The sequence below is a fragment of the Nocardia uniformis NBRC 13702 genome (assembly GCF_001613345.1).
GTDB lineage: Bacteria > Actinomycetota > Actinomycetes > Mycobacteriales > Mycobacteriaceae > Nocardia > Nocardia uniformis.
On the sequence record NZ_BDCE01000117.1, the window covers coordinates 1 to 15,318 of the forward strand.

11 protein-coding genes are annotated in these 15,318 nt (G+C 67.6%); 6 read left to right on the top strand and 5 right to left on the bottom strand.

The genetic code is table 11. The annotated features are described in order from the left end of the window. Positions 1 to 194 precede the first annotated feature (194 nt). Entirely contained in the window at positions 195 to 563 is a 369-nt protein-coding gene (locus tag NU1_RS38090; RefSeq protein WP_067529119.1) for an ArsR/SmtB family transcription factor, read from the bottom strand. Positions 564 to 566: 3 nt separating this feature from the next. Further along, entirely contained in the window at positions 567 to 1,796 is a 1,230-nt protein-coding gene (locus tag NU1_RS38095) for an MFS transporter (protein WP_067529149.1), read from the bottom strand. A 93-nt stretch (positions 1,797 to 1,889) separates the two neighbouring features. Here NU1_RS38095 and NU1_RS42030 point away from each other — a divergent pair, with 93 nt between their 5' ends. After that, on the top strand, positions 1,890 to 2,681 hold the full coding sequence (locus NU1_RS42030) for a hypothetical protein (RefSeq protein WP_157553541.1): 792 nt from the start codon (positions 1,890 to 1,892) through the stop codon (positions 2,679 to 2,681). Positions 2,682 to 3,034: 353 nt separating this feature from the next. Here NU1_RS42030 and NU1_RS38110 read toward each other — a convergent pair whose 3' ends face one another. Further along, positions 3,035 to 5,530, bottom strand: a complete 2,496-nt coding sequence (locus NU1_RS38110) for a TerD family protein (protein ID WP_371859879.1) — start codon at positions 5,528 to 5,530, stop codon at positions 3,035 to 3,037. Positions 5,531 to 6,152: 622 nt separating this feature from the next. On the opposite strand from NU1_RS38110, the gene NU1_RS38115 reads away from it, so the two are divergent. Beyond that, positions 6,153 to 6,647 carry a hypothetical protein gene (locus NU1_RS38115; RefSeq protein WP_067529123.1) on the top strand — a complete coding sequence of 165 codons (495 nt, stop codon included), beginning with the start codon at positions 6,153 to 6,155 and terminating at the stop codon, positions 6,645 to 6,647. Positions 6,648 to 6,859: 212 nt separating this feature from the next. Here the strand turns inward: NU1_RS38115 and pabB are convergent, their stop codons facing one another. Then, a complete protein-coding gene (pabB, locus tag NU1_RS38120; RefSeq protein ID WP_067529124.1) occupies positions 6,860 to 9,076 on the bottom strand; it encodes an aminodeoxychorismate synthase component I in 2,217 nt (738 codons plus the stop codon). Positions 9,077 to 9,200: 124 nt separating this feature from the next. Between pabB and NU1_RS38125 the strand changes: the two genes are divergently transcribed. Both NU1_RS38125 and NU1_RS38130 read left to right on the top strand, forming a co-directional pair. Beyond that, entirely contained in the window at positions 9,201 to 10,259 is a 1,059-nt protein-coding gene (locus tag NU1_RS38125; protein ID WP_067529125.1) for a phosphotransferase family protein, read from the top strand. A 257-nt stretch (positions 10,260 to 10,516) separates the two neighbouring features. Beyond that, the gene (locus NU1_RS38130) at positions 10,517 to 11,092 is read left to right on the top strand and encodes a DinB family protein (RefSeq protein WP_067529126.1); all 576 of its coding nucleotides are present in this window, start codon (positions 10,517 to 10,519) and stop codon (positions 11,090 to 11,092) included. A 151-nt stretch (positions 11,093 to 11,243) separates the two neighbouring features. On the opposite strand, the gene NU1_RS38135 is transcribed toward NU1_RS38130, so the two are convergent. Next, positions 11,244 to 12,434 (bottom strand): serine hydrolase domain-containing protein, encoded by a 1,191-nt coding sequence (locus NU1_RS38135; protein ID WP_067529127.1) that lies wholly within the window; start codon positions 12,432 to 12,434, stop codon positions 11,244 to 11,246. 172 nt (positions 12,435 to 12,606) lie between these two features. Between NU1_RS38135 and NU1_RS38140 the strand changes: the two genes are divergently transcribed. After that, positions 12,607 to 14,040 carry an amino acid permease gene (locus NU1_RS38140; protein ID WP_067529128.1) on the top strand — a complete coding sequence of 478 codons (1,434 nt, stop codon included), beginning with the start codon at positions 12,607 to 12,609 and terminating at the stop codon, positions 14,038 to 14,040. A gap of 374 nt (positions 14,041 to 14,414) precedes the next feature. Continuing rightward, entirely contained in the window at positions 14,415 to 15,227 is an 813-nt protein-coding gene (locus tag NU1_RS38145; protein ID WP_067529150.1) for a serine hydrolase domain-containing protein, read from the top strand. Positions 15,228 to 15,318: the final 91 nt, after the last annotated feature.

Genomic DNA, 15,318 nt, shown 5'->3' on the forward strand with positions numbered 1-15,318 from the left:
GGGCCTCGTTTTGATGCCGGGATGGCGGGGCCTGGTGTGGGTGCCGGGATGGCGGGGCCTGGGTTGGGGTGCCCGGGATGATGGGGTCTGGGTTTGCATGCCGGGCTGGCGAGGTCTGCGCGCCGGGATGGCGAGGGGAGGTCAGCCGGGGACCGCGGGGCGCGGCGAGTACGGGTTGCTGTTGGCGGTAGCCGCTATTCGTGCAGCGGTTCGCCGGTCACCACGTGATCGGCGTGGTTGATGCCCTCGCGCACCAGCCGCGCCAGGTGTCCGTCGCGAATGCGGTAGATGATGCGGCGGCCCTCGCGGCGGGTGTCGACCAGGCCGGTGAAGCGGAGCTTGGCCAGGTGCTGGCTGACGGCGGTGCGGGAGGCGCCGACCGCTTCGGTGAGGGCGGTGACATCGGCTTCGGCGTCGGCGAGGATCCAGAGAATATGGAGCCGGGTGGGGTCGGACAGCATGCGGAAGGTGGCGGTGGCGGCATCGAGGTGCGCCTGATCGGGGGCGATCGGGTGAATGAGGCTGGCGGCGGTTTCCTGTGCCGGAACGCCCTTGCTCGCCATCGCTCACCTTTCTGCCGAAACCAACCCCTCCAGGCCCGCCGGTGCGGACGCGGGCCACACGCGGGTGGCGGTCACTGCAGCAAGTGTAGCGATCGCGGCCAGGGCAGCGGCCGTGCTGAACAGGCCCGCGACCGCACCCAGCCAACCCGCGATGGGATAGGTGAGTAGGAACGCGGCGTGCGAGAGTGAGAACTGGGCGGTGAAGACGGATGCGCGATTGTCGGGTGTGGAGTTGGCGCGCAGCAGGCGGGCGGCCGGCATTGTGATCATGGAGGTGCCCGCGCCGAGTACGAACCAGGTGCCCGCCAGCAGCGGCCAGTTCGCCAGCGGGGCGGCGACGGCGGCCGCGACCAATCCGAGTGGCAGTACCCGGCTTCCGGTGAACATGAGTCGCCGATCGCCGATCGCGCTCAGCACCCGTGGCGCGGAGAGGGCCACCATCATGGAGCCGAAACCGAAGCAGCCCAGGGCCAAGGCGACGCCGGTCGCGGTGCCGCCGAGTCGATCTCTCACGTAGACGACGGTATTGACGATGACCAGCGCGGTCGCCGAGGCCACGGCGAGATTCAGGGCCAGCAGGCCGCGCAGCGCGGGACGGTCCAGCATGACACGGGCGCCGCGGGTAATGCGGTGCGCCAGCGGCCGAGATCGATCCGCCGGGGTGAGGTGCGGCAGCCGGGAGGTGAGTACCACTGCGGCGGAGGCCACGAAACCTGCTGTGGTGCCGACGAACAGCAGGTTGTAGTCGATAACCGTGAGCAGTGCCGCCGCGAGCATCGGGCTCAGCAGCGACTCCAGGTCGTAGGCCAATCGCGAGAGCGATAACCCGCGCGTGTACTGCTTCTCATCGACCAGCACCGACGGAATCAGTGATTGGAACGCGGGCGTGAACGTCGCCGACGCCGATTGCAGTACGAAGATCAGCACATAGATCTCCCACGTCTGCGTCACGAATGGCAGTGCCACCGCGACCAGCGCGCGCACCGCATCGGCCGATACCAGCAGCACCCGACGCGGTACCCGCTCGGCCACCGCTGAAATTACCGGTGCCACAGCGACATACGCCACCATCTTGATGGCCAGTGCCGTGCCCAGTACGGCCCCGGCTCGATTGCCCGCGAGGTCGTAGGCCAACAGTCCCAATGCCACCGTCAACAGCCCGGTACCGAGTAGGGCCACCACTTGCGCGGTGAACAGTCGGCGGAACTGCCGATTGCGCAACACGTCGATCACGACCACGACTGTACGCCATCATGTGCGCAGGTGTGCACATGATGGCTTATTTGATTCGACCGCCACCCGCCGCGAGTGGCCTATTGTCGCTGTATGGGGAGGAATTCCACGGCCTGGTGTCTGATCGTCGCCGCTTCGGTCACCGGAGGATGCGCCGCTACCGATGCCGCACAGTCGATCCCGACGACGACACCGATATCGGTGGCGAGCGCGAACCACTCCAGCCCGGCCGCGCCGACCACCACCTCCGGATCGGTGCCGGAAGCACTCTCCCCGTGCGGCGAGATCGGTTCGAGCGCAAAATCTCCGGACTGTCGACTGCGATCACACGATGCGGTCGGCGCGAGCTTCGAGGTGCGGCGCGGCACGCTCGGCGGGAAGACCACGATCGCCATCGACGTGTACGGATCCGATGGCGTTCGCACCCAGACCCTCACCGAACGCAATGTCGCGCACCCCTCCGACCCGATCCTGCGCGATGTCGACGGCGACGGCCGCGACGAACTGCTCGTACCCATCCATCTGGCCACCGTGAACACCCGCTTCGCCGTCTACCACGCGAGCGGTGACGCCATCGAATTCCACCGCGCCGGTGAACTCACCGGCATCGGAATCGACACCACCGCAGACGGTTACGTCGTCAGCCCGATGCGCGACGACTACGCCAGCTGGAATATCGAGTTCTGGCGCATTACCGGCAATACCCTGGCACCCATCGTCACCGCTCAGGTACGCCTGCGCGATACCGAGGCCGGTGCACCCACCGCCAGCGACTGCACCGTCGTAGACGCGGGCGGCCTGCACACCACCGGCCTGTCCTCCCTCGACGAGGCCCGCGATCGATTTTGCGCCGAACCATCCGTTCAACGTGTCGTGCGCCGCTGAATATCCGGGTGCAGTCCGGGTAATTACCCTGATGTCATCAGCGTCGCGAAAGGCGAGGATGGAACCGCGACAACATGATATGAGCTCCTCGGATAACCACCGACGCAGCCACCCGGGAAGTCGAACGACACTGCCCCGCCACCGCAGTCGAGGTACCGCGCACCGTAGCGCAACAGTCACACGACCCCCGAGCACGGCCGTCGAGAAGGGCTCGCGCAGAGACGTCGGGCACCGACCCGCTCGGCTCGGGCTGCCCCGATGGCCCGCCCGAACCTGGCAGCCGACCCGACGGTCTCGCCGCCTCGACATCGAGGCCGCCCGCTCCGCCCACCGTGAAAGCCGCTGTGGTGGGGCTAGATCCGCGCTCCCTTCGCGCGATTGCAGGCGCGGCAGAGGATTTGCAGATTCGCGGAGCTGGTAGCGCCGCCGCGGCTGAGCGGGATGATGTGGTCGAATTCCAGGTAGTGGCTGTCGCCGCACTCCACGCATTTGCCGCCGTCGCGTTGCCAGACTTCCGCCTTCACCTCCTGCGAGATGTTGCGGGTGTCACGCTGGCCGGGGGTGAGCGTCAGGCGTTTGGCGACGCGCAGTGCGCCCTCCAGGGTGGCGGCGACGTGGTCGGGGTCGGCGACATCGAAGATCGCGCCGCCGCGCGCCGAGGTCGCGGCGATGGCCACCCGGCCACCGTCCGAGGACACCGCGACCACCCGCGCCCAAGGCATTTCGATGCCGGTGTCCACGCCCACGAAGCGCAGCTTCTTATTGCTGCAGATCAATTGGCCCTCGGTGAGCTTCGGGCCGCGCGCCAGCTGGCGGATATGGATGGCGGGCACACTCAGGTGCACCTTCTCGTCCGGATCCAGATGCAGGCCCACCGTTCGAATAACCGGCAACTCACCGGAGCGCAGGCGAGACAGCGTGCGGCCGCGCTGCATTCGCCGTCGCAGATCCTCGATGAGAGGTCCCGTCAGCGCCAGCTCGGTCACCGCCTCGTCGAAGGCGTCCATCTCCGCCTGCTCGATGGTGTTGTCCGCGAAGGCGAAAGCCACCAGGCGCTCCACATGGTCGAGGCCGACCCGGCGCAGTACGTCCATGCCGCGCGCTCGCTCGATGCGCTGGTAGCGCAGCGCGACCCACAGGGCGTCCCAGTCGTCGCCGCTCGCCCCGACCGTGCGCAGGACACGTTCGGCGCGCCCCACCCACCCCGCGAGGTACTCGTCGATCTCGTCCGCGCACTCCCGGCACAGGGCCGGGCGGCCGAAGAACCGCCAGCGGCGGGGGCGGCCGCAGCGCGGGCAGTGGCGGGCGTCCGCGGAAGGGAGCGGGCGCGTGGAGTCGGTCCACTGCGCACCGTCCCACCAGCGCAGCAGGGTCGAATCCTCCGGATCCACATGCCAATTGGCCCGCTCCGGATCGGGCGGCAGGATCGGTGCGGGCGGAACGACGCGCGACTCGCGCTCGAGCGTGAGCCCACGCCGGGGGAGTCGACGCTCCCACGGTGCCGCGGTGGATGTCGCTCCCACGCTCCGTCGGGTTCCCCCGCCAGCGGCTTCTTCGCTGTCACTGCTGTCCCGAGCACTGTCGCCACGCCGCCCCTCGACGCTGCCGCGATGGTCCCCTTCGGCACTGGCATGGCGGCCCGCTGAGTCGTCGATAGGGTAACCAGATGCGGCCGGCTCGCGCTGGTCTGTATCGGCGGTGCCGCGAGGACCGCGCTCGGCCTCGCCGCTGCGACCCGACCAGGCCCGCTCGTGCTGGTCTGCGTCCTCGTTGCGGTACTGATCTGGTCCGGCCGCGCCGCGATGATCGGACCCGACCCGCTCACGCTGATCCCCGTTTGCGTCGCCGCGACGACCCAGCCCGGTCTCATCGCGTTGATCGATGTCTGTGCGGCCGCGCTGCCCCGGCCCGAACTCGCCGACCTGACCCTGCCCGGCCTCCGCGGGTTGATCGGTGTCGACGGTTCCGCGACGATCCCATCCGAACTCGCCGCTGCGACCCGACCATGCCTGCTCGTGCTGGCCTGTGTCGGCGTTGCGTTGCCGGACCGGTCCGGCTTCGTCGCCACGACTCGACTCGACCTGCTCACGCTGATCAGATCCGGCTGCGTGATGGCTGGACCCGACCCGCTCACGCTGATCCCCGTTTGCGTCGCCGCGACGACCGGGTCCTGTCTCGTCGCGATGATCTGCTTCGGCGTTGTCATGACGACCTGCCCCGGCCTCATCGTGAAGGCTTGGCTCGGCGTTGTATCGACTGCCCGCTGCAGCGGCATCCTGATCCGACCCGCCCCCGTGCCGCCCTGCTTCGCTGTTGCCGTGGCCGCCCGTGTCGGTGCCGCGACCCGATGCGGCTTCAGTACTACTGCCCTCGTCCGGATCATTCACCATCACCCCGAATTCGGTGATGATCCCCGGCAGCCCGCTGTCCCACCCCTGCCCGATGGCACGGAATCGCCACTGCCCGTCGCGGCGGTAGAACTCGCCGAACATCATGGCCTGCACCGTGTCCGAATCGGCGACCTCGAACCAGGCCACCGGCCGATTGTGGTCGAAGACGGTGAGAATGAGGCCCGGGACCTCGGTGAAGGATCCGCCGTCCACCGATCCGGTGACCACAATGCGCGACACCTCGGATTCGGTGCGCGGTAGCGATACCGAGAGCCGCGCGGTGCCCGGCACGGGATCCTGGTCGAGGGTTACCGCCTGCGAAACGTGCCGGGGCGCGTTGAAGAACACGAAATCCCGATCCGACCGCACCTGCCCGTCCCCGGTCAGCAGCAGGGCGTGCGCATCTACCACATGATCCGATTGCCACGAAAGGACAACGGTCAGAAGCGATGTCGGCACCGCTGCATGTCCACCCTTGGTCAGTTTCATCGTGATCGAACTATGCCATGTGGCACTGACACGTCATGCGCCCCAGCCAGACCACCCGGTCCCGGACGCCTCCGTGCCCCAACTCGCCCGCGTTTCGGCCAGGAGCTGTTGGCGGGACTTACTCGCGTGATGCCGCCACCCATTCCTGGTGATCGGTTGTCCAGGAGAGGATTTCTGGTGTCGGCTCAGCACGGTGAAGTTATCGAGCACAGTGCAATCGCGTCGGCGTGGGAGTCGCGTCGAGCCCATCCGGTGTATCTGAGCCATACGCGACCTCGCCGGAGCGGGTGGCCGGAGGTATCACACGTTTCGTGACCGGACCGCCCCGTCATCCCGGCGCGCTTGTGGCCGGGATCCACACTGCGCGGCGTCCATTCGAGTGTTGATTCCGGCCACAAGCATGCCGGAATGACGAGGGGCGTTAGGCGCAGGACGTCGGACCGGGCTGCACGTGTCTACCTGGCGCCGCATCGCCTAGTGGGGTGCGCAATAGCGCCGTGCGGCGCGGCGATCTGGTGGCGCATCGCCGCGATATCGGGCGCGCGGGGAGTCGTAGCGGGCGCAGCGGTGCCTTGTCGGGCACCCTGGAATCATGACCACTCCGAAGGGGCCCGGCCGCAAACCCCCGCCGCGAGTCCCCAGCGCGGGCGATATCCTCGCCGCTGCCCAAGCCGCCGTGGAGGCCGCCCAGAACGCGGCGGGCCAAGCCCTCGACGCCGCCCAGGTCACCGCTGGTAGCGCCTTCGACACCGCGGGCAGTGCGTTCGATACCGCCGTCCGCCTCCCGCCCGCCTCCGTCCAACTCGCGGCCCAACTCCCCGAACTGATCGAAAACCTCTCCACGGCAATCGACCGCCTCAACCAGACAGCCGACCGCCTGGAACGCACCATCGCCCTCGCCGACCCGGCATTCCAGGCCTATGACCGCCTACTCCCGCGCCTCGAGGCCATGGTCGCCTTCGGTGAAGAGGTCTTCAACCGCCTCGCCCGCCTCCCGGGGGTGTCGCTCCTGGGCCGCATGGGCGCCCGCGACGAACCGGAACCCCCACCGCCCGACCCGAAATCGCGCCGCGACCGCCGCAGGTAGGGGTGCTGGAGGCAACACCCCCCGCAGGTAGGGGTGCGGGCCGGATTCACGGCCGAGAGGTTCGGCGGCCCTGCCGCCGAACCGGTGGGCTGTGGTGCCGTCCCGTGCCGCCACCTCGTCATCCCGTCCGGTCACCTCGGAATGCGGTCACCCCGGCATGTTCTCGGTCGACACCCGCCAGTTCGCGATGGAGTGCGGTGGATTCCCAGCGCTCAGGCGGAAGGCAGTGGTGCGCGGGGTGGGACGCCGATGCCGGGTAGGGCGCGTAGTGCGGTCGCGGCCTTCCAGACCATCTCGTGGTATTCGTCCTCCGGATCGGAGTCGAGGACCACCGCGCCGCCCGCGCCGACCCGCCACTGTCCGCCGTATCGGACGGCGGTGCGGATGACGATATTCAGGTCCGCGGTGCCGCCCAGGCCGAGGAAGCCGATGGTGCCCGAATAGATGCCGCGCGCTTCGGTTTCCAGGGTGTCGATGATTTCCATGGTGCGCAGTTTGGGTGCGCCGGTCATGGAGCCGCCGGGGAAACAGGCTCGGAGGCAGTCGATGACGTCCAGGTCGCGGCGGAGGGTGCCGCGTACGGTCGACACCAGTTGGTGCAGGGTCGTATACGTCTCCACCGCCATGAGTTTGGGGACGTGTACCGTGCCGACCTCGCACACCCGGCCCAGATCATTGCGGAGCAGATCGACGATCATGAGGTTCTCGGCGCGAGTCTTCGGACTGCTCGCGAGCTCGGCCGCCGACTGCTCATCCTCGGTGGGGGTGTGGCCGCGCGGGGCGGTGCCCTTGATCGGCTTACTCTCCACCGTGCGCGCACGGTCGACCTTGAGGAATCGTTCAGGGGAGGAGCATGCGATATCGAGGTCCCCGAATCGCAGGAATGCCGCGTAGGGGGCGGGATTGCAGCGGCGCAGCGTGCGGTACACGTCCAGGCCGTCGACATCGGTGCCGAGGTAGGCGCTGTCGGTAATGCAGATCTCGTAGGACTCCCCGGCGCGCAACTGCTCCTGACAGGCCGCCACATCCGCGAGGTACTGTTCGCGACCCCGGGTCAGCAGTGGGGCGACGGTGCGCTCGTCGGCCTCGAGTCGCATGTCCTCCGGGTTCTCCCACGTCGGAAGGGCTTCCACCACCGAGCGGGTGGCCGTGAGCCAATCCTGCGCGGCCGCAAGGGAATCCGCGTGGGGTTCGGCGAGTGCCAGCAGATGTGTGCGTCCCGCCTCGTGATCCACCGCGATCAGCCGATCGGCGAAAATCCACTGCGCGTCGGGAGCGGGCGCTCGATATGTCGCCGCGGCCCCGCAATCCGCCTTCATCTCGTATCCCAGATAGCCGACATAGCCGCCGACGAAATCGAAAGGTACGTCCGGGAATTCGATACTGCGACGGCGTAGCTCCCGCGATAGGTAGTCCAGCACCCCGCCGTCCACCCGGCGCGGACCGGCGGCGGACTCGACCTCCACGCTGCCCGACCCGACCCGATACCGCACTACCTCCGCCAACGGCCCGGACGCGTCTCCCAGAAATGAGAACCGGTCCAGCCCGGGCTCCACATGCTCACTGTCGAGCCAGAACGCGGTGGCCGAATCCTGGTACAGTCGCAGGAATACCTCTTCGGCATCGACGGCTCGATCCAGTACGGCTTGCTGAACCCGATATTGGACGAGTCCGTCACCGGCCTTCGGGATCGATTGCGGCTCAGCCGCTTCACTGTTCGTCGAGGGGGCTCGATCGACAGGTTCGGTACCCGAGGCGGCAGTCGGGCCAACCCCCGCTCTCACGGACACGCCGCCCACCGAGGGTGTGGCCCGCGTCGGCCGAGTCCGACGGCCGGACTCACGCCAATACTCACCCGTGAGCTCCGCGAAGTTTCGGAGCAGCGCCCGACCATATTCGCTGGCAATGGATTCCGGATGAAACTGCACCCCCCACTGCGGCCGGGAGCGGTGGCGCACGCCCATGATCACCCCGTCGGACGTGGTGGCGGTGACCTCCAAGGAGTCGGGCAGCGGTCGGGCCGCGCTCAGCGAGTGGTAGCGGACTGCGCTGAAATCCTGCGGCACCCCGGCGAACAGGTCGCTGCCGTCGTGGGTAATCCGATCCGGATACCCGTGGCGAGGTTCGGGAGCGGCGGTGACCACCCCGCCCGCCGCAATCACGATGCCCTGGTGTCCGAGGCAGACGCCGAGCAGCGGGAGATTCGCGCGGGCGATCACCGCGGCGGAGATACCGAAATCGCGGTGGACATCCGGGCGGCCGGGCCCGGGGGAGATGACGATATTGTCGAAGGAATCGAGGTCCAGACCCGTCGGATCGTCGACCTCGTCATTGCGCACGACCACGGGTTCGACCCCGTTCACCTCGCTGATCAGCTGATACAGGTTGTAGGTGAACGAGTCGTAGTTATCGATCAACAGCGTGCGCATTTGCCTCGCAGAATACGCCGGAGTCGCCCATTCCCCGCACTCCGACCTGCGTGAACGAGGTCACCACCACTTCTGCTGGCAACTGCCTTCAGTTGCTCTGGACGGCTGCGGCACAATGTGGGGCATGTCTGAAGCGCAGCCGGTCGAAGTGGATCGTGACGTCGTCGATTTCGCGATCGTCGGCAAATGGATGGATGAACAGGGCCTGCCCGGTGGGGAATTCGAGGATGTGTTGCCGCTGGGCGGCGGCACCCAGAACATCATGCTGCGCTTCCAGCGCGGCGGTGGTGACTATGTGTTGCGGCGCGGGCCCAAACATCTGCGGGCCGCCAGCAATAACGTCATCAATCGCGAATCCCGCATTCTCGGCGCCATCGACGGCACCGGCATTCGCGCACCCAAGGTGATCGCCGCCTGCACCGACGAATCCGTGCTCGGTGGCGCGTCGTTCTATCTCATGGAGCCCATCGAGGGGTTCAACCCCCAGAACGAGCTGCCCGAACTCCATGCGGGCGATCCGGAGGTGCGACGGCAGATGGGGCTGTCCGCGGTGGAGGCCATTGCCCGCCTCGGCTCCCTCGATCACGAGGCCCTCGGGCTCGCCGACTACGGCAAACCGGACGGCTTCCTGGAACGTCAGGTCCCGCGCTGGCTCAAGGAACTCGATTCCTACAGCAGCAATGCGGGTTACCCCGGGCCGGAGATCCCGGGTGTGGAGCGCGTCGGCGAATGGCTCGACCGCAATCGGCCCGCGGACTGGCGGCCCGGCATCCTGCACGGCGACTGCCACCTCGCCAATATGATGTTCTCCTACGGCGGCCCCGAGGTGGTGGCCATGGTCGACTGGGAAATGTCGACCATCGGCGACCCGCTGCTCGACCTCGGCTGGCAGATCGCCACCCGCCCCGAACCGGGGACCACCGGAGCCGCGCTCATCGGCACCCTCGGCGCGGTCGGCGGCCTCCCCACCGCCGACGAGATGATCGCCCACTACGGCCGCTTCTCCGACCGCGACCTCGGCAATGTCACCTGGTACACGGTGCTGGCCTGCTTCAAGCTCGGCATTGTCCTGGAGGGCACCCATGCCCGGGCCTGTGCGGGCAAGGCGCCGAAGCAGGTCGGGGACTTCCTGCACGCGATCACCCTCGAACTCTTCGATCAGGCTCAACGGCTGATGGAGTGAGTCGAACTCTTGGGATTCCCGCCCCCGTCCGCACATGTGGGCGGGGGTGGATTTGTCAGTGGGAGGGCGGGTTCCCCGGCAGGCGTGTGCGCTGTCGGTAGGCGTTCGGCGTAACCGGTCTGGGTATGGGCCGCACCATGATCCCGACCATGGCCGCGGCTACTTGGCGGCTGAGTGTGGTGAGGATGTCGCGATCTCGGCGGGCTTTGGCGGGATATTGGTGGCCGGAAACTATAAGCCAACATAGGTTATGGCCCATGCCGATCGTTCCTGACACCAAAGACTGGACCTGGGTCCTCGAGCGCTCCTGCGCCGACTGCGGGTTCGACCCCGACGCCACCGCGTACGACGCAGTCCCCGGCCTGCTGCGCGACAGCGCCACCCGGTTCGCCGCGGTCCTGGAGCGACCGGATATCGACGCCCGTCCCGACGAATTCACCTGGTCCGCCCTGGAATACGCCGCCCACGTCCGCGACGTCTGCCGGATCATGACCCACCGCCTCGACATCACCCTCACCGCCAGCGCCGTCCCGGGGCCCTCGATCGCCGGTTACGACACCACGGTCACCGTCGCCGACGGCATCCCCATGTTCGCCAACTGGGACCAGGACATCACCGCCACCGCCGAGAACTACGCCGCTCAGCCCGCCGCGACCGTAACCACCGAACTGACCGAAGCCGCCGAAACCGCCGCCCGCGCTTTCGAATCCGTCCCACCCGCGGCCCGCAGCCGAGCGGCCCGCCGCAGCAACGGCTCCCAATTCACGGTCGACACCCTGGCCCGCTACTTCGTCCACGACGTGGTCCACCACGTTCACGACGTGCGCGGGTGACCAACTCTAGAGGCTCTCAGGGGCTTCACCCCCGGGCCTCCGCGAGGTTCGGCGCGTGTGGATCCGGCCCGGCCTCGGTGGTCGCAAAACGGTTATGAGGCACCGGAATTCGCGTGCTTTCGTCGATTGGCACCACTCGGGCCGGGTCGGCTCACACGCAGCGGCGAAGAGCTTTGCGCAGGTTGCGGGCGCGGGCGTCGTCGAGGACCGCCAGGCCGAGACGGTTCATGGCGTAGCCGAAGCCGAGACCCGTTGCGGGGTCGGCGAAGCCGAAGGAGCCGCCGAGGCCGGTGGTGCCGTAGGCGCGTTTGTCGGTGCCGAAACGGAAACCGCCGCAGGACTTTCGGAAGCCGAGGTGGTAGCGGCTCTTGGTGAGCAGGACCAGGTCGTCGGCGGGGACGTCGGTCGCGGTGTCGGCGGCGGCGAGGCGGTCGATCAGGTCGGGATCGATGGGGAGTTCGCCGGTGCGGGCGGCGGCCGCACCGTAGACGCGGGCCAGGGAGCGGGCGGTGCCGACGCCGCTGGAACCGGGTAGCTCCTGGGACAGGAATTCGCGGCGGGCCGCGCGCACGGGAGCACCGGTGCGGGGGCTGCTCAGACTGCGGTAGGACAGGCCGCGTTTGGTGGCCAGCTGTAAGGCGATTCGCACCGGCAGGTCGCGTTCATAGCGCAGGATATCGAGCCCCACGGTCGCCGACAGGATGGCGATATTGTCCAGGGGCACCTCATCCGGCAGGCCGATATGGAAATCGAGGCCTAGCGGTGCGGCGAATTCCTCGGCGAAGTAGCCGCCCAGGGTGCGCCCGCGCGGATCGACCCGGCGGATCAACTCGCGCTGATACAGCCCGGCGGTGATCGCGTGATAGCCGTGCCGAGTTCCCGGCCGCCACAACGGTTTCTGCTCGGCGAGCAGCTCGGCGATTCGATCCAGATCACCCAACTCCCGCAATCGCACCGTCCGATCGAACGCCGCCAACCCGGCCTGATGGTCGATGAGCTGCCGGACGGTAATCGACTCCTTGCCGTGCGCCGCGAACTCCGGCCAGTACTGCGCGACGGGCGCGTCGTAATCGAGCAGCCCCCGCGATACCGCCGACGCGACCACGAAGGCCGCCATCCCCTTGGTGGAGGAGAACACCGGAGCCATGGTGTCGCGCTCCCACGCCACCGTGCGCTTGCGATCGCGATGCCCGGCCCACAGATCCACCACCGGCCGGTCACCGGCATACACCGCCACCGCCGCCCCGATCTCGCCGTGCTGGGTGAAATTGCGTCGGAAGGCATCGGCAACGGGACCGAAACCGGTGTCCACATCGCCGTGGATCTGCGGGTGCTCGCTCATGGTGCGTCCGATGGTAACCGGACCGTGCAGACGGCTATCGGGGGTGTGACCGCAGCTCGACCGTGCCGCAGCTCGACCGCAATGCCAGCCCATAGCGGGCGTCTGCTAACCGCAGGTCGACACGAGACCTCATTTCGTGAAGTGCACCCCTGACCGGGTAGCGTGCGAGCACGTGCCCGGACTCAATCGCTTCGCCACATCGTTGCTGCGCACCAAACCCGTAGAGCAGCTCGCAGCAGATGGTGAGCACAGCGCGCTGAAGCGCAGCCTCGGGCTCGTCTCGCTGATCGCCCTGTCGGTCGGCGCGACCCTCGGTACCGGCATCTTCGTCGTGCTCGGCGAGGCCTCGCCACTGGCCGGACCGGCCGTGGTGGTGTCCTTCGCCCTCGCCGCGCTGGCCGCGTTGTTCTCCGCGCTGTCGTATGCCGAACTGGCCGGTGCCGTACCGGTATCCGGTTCCGCCTACTCCTACACCTACGCCACCCTCGGCGAGATCATCGCCTGGATCTGCGGGTGGTGCCTGCTGCTGGAATACGGCGTCTCGGTGGCGGCGGTCGCGGTCGGCTGGGGTGCGTACCTCAACGAATTCCTCGCCGGCACAATCGGTTGGCGCATTCCGGAAGCCCTCGCCGCCGCACCCAGCGCGGGCGGCATTATCAATCTGCCCGCCGCCGTCGTGGTGCTCATCGCCACCGCGGTACTGCTGGACGGCATCAAGGAAAGCGCCCGCGTCACCACCTTCACCACGCTGCTCAAGATCTGCGTGCTCATCTTCTTCGTGGTCGTCGCGGTCACCGCCTTCAACTCCGACAACCTGCACCCGTTCGCCCCCGCCGGAATCGCGGGCGTCACCTCGGCGGCATCCATGGTGTTCTTCTCGTTCATCGGCTTCGACGCCGCCTCCACCGCCGGTGAGGAAGCCAAGAACCCGCAGCGAGATCTGCCGCGCGCCATCATTATCTCCCTCGTAATCGTCACCGTCGCCTACGTGCTGGTGGCGCTCACCGCCGTCGCCGCGGTCGGCGTGGACAATGTGAGCAGTTCGGGTGCGTCCCTGGCGACCGTGCTGGAACAGGTGACCGGCTCGGGCTGGCCCGCCACGGTGCTGGCGGCCGGTGCGGTGATCGCCATCGCCTCCGTCGTGTTGACCGTGCTCTACGGCCAGACCCGAATCCTGGTCGCCATGTCCCGCGACGGACTCATGCCCAAGATGCTCTCCCGGGTCGGCCGCAAGCGCATCCCGACGGCCAATACCCTCATTGTCGGTGGCGTGGTCGCGGTGCTCGCCGCGCTCATTCCGCTCGGCGAGCTGGTGAACGCCACCAATATCGGCACCCTCGTCTCCTTCGGTCTGGTCAATATCGGCGTGCTGGTACTGCGCCGCACCAAACCCGACCTGCCCCGTACCTTCCGCACCCTGGTACCCCTCGTCCCGCTCCTCGGCGTCGGTATGTGCGCCTGGCTGCTGCTGCGCCTGCCCGGTGTCACCTGGCTGGCCTTCGGCCTCTGGTCCGCCTTCGGCCTCGTGGTGTACTTCGGTTACGGCCGCCGCCGCTCGGCGTTGGAGCGGGCGGCGAACAAGGCGGCCGTAGCGCCGGTGGCGTAGCCGCCCGGACCTTTCACTCGATCAGACGGTCGAAATTGCCTGGTGCGCCACGAAATCGAGGACAGCGCTGTGCCAGGCTCGGGGTTGCTCGGCTATCAGCACATGACCGGCAAAGGCCGTCCGTTCGACACCGGAAGCTCGAGGCCGCGGCCCGAGAGCTGTCCCATCGGTTCCGCTGTGATCCCCAACTAGTGCTTGCCAATGAGCTCAGGGGAGTGGCCGTTGAGAGCGAGCCGTGCGCTTGGTTCCGTCGCCACGGCGACCCGTGCCAATGGGGGTGCGGGGGCGAAGCCCCTGAGAGCCCCCGAGAGTTGGTCCCCGCCAGTTCCTGGTCGATGACCAGCCCCTCGCGGGTGGCGTCGTACGCTCGTGGGGTGCGAGCGCTGGAGCAGATTGAGCAGTGGCCGGTTCGGAACGCGGCGGCCGGGGTAGTGATGGGCGGTAAGGGGGTCGTCGATAGCGGGGGCGATCTCGAGCGGGTGTACGCGCTCGCGTCGGTGACCAAACCGCTTGTGGCGTATGCGGTTCTGGTCGCGGTGGAGGAGGGGGCGGTCGAGCTCGACCAGCCTGCCGGTCCACCGGGTGCCACGGTGCGACATCTGTTGGCGCACACCGCCGGATACACCTTCGACACCACGGAGGTCATTGCCGAGCCGGGGGCGCGGCGGATCTACTCCAGTGCCGGATTCGAGGTACTCGCGGAATTCGTCACCGAGCACACCGGTATCGCTTTCGACCAGTATCTGCACGAGGCCGTATTCGAGCCGCTCGGTATGAAGTCCTCGGTGCTGGCGGGAGCGGCGGGACACGCCGGGCGTTCCAGCGTCGCAGATCTACTGCGGTTCGCTGAAGAATTGCTGAACCCGCGTTTGATAAGTGCGGAACTGCTCGATGAAGCAACCACAGTGCAATTCCCGGATCGCAATGGCATTCTTCCCGGTTACGGCTCGCAACGACCCAACGACTGGGGTCTGGGCTTCGAAATCCGTGATCACAAGCTGCCGCACTGGACCGGAAGCTCGAATTCGCCTCGTACGTATGGGCATTTCGGACAGGCTGGCACATTTATCTGGGTGGATCCCTCGATCGGCATAGCGTGTCTCGCGCTGGCGGACGAGAATTTCGGGGACTGGGCGCGTACCGCGTGGCCGACCCTGAGTGACGCCGTAATCGCCGAGTTTGTCTAGTTGCTGAAGGAGCTCGCCTGGTCGCAGGCAAGTCGGATACGGACTTGCGACACGTCGGAAAAGTAACACCCGTAACATCGGGCACTCCAGT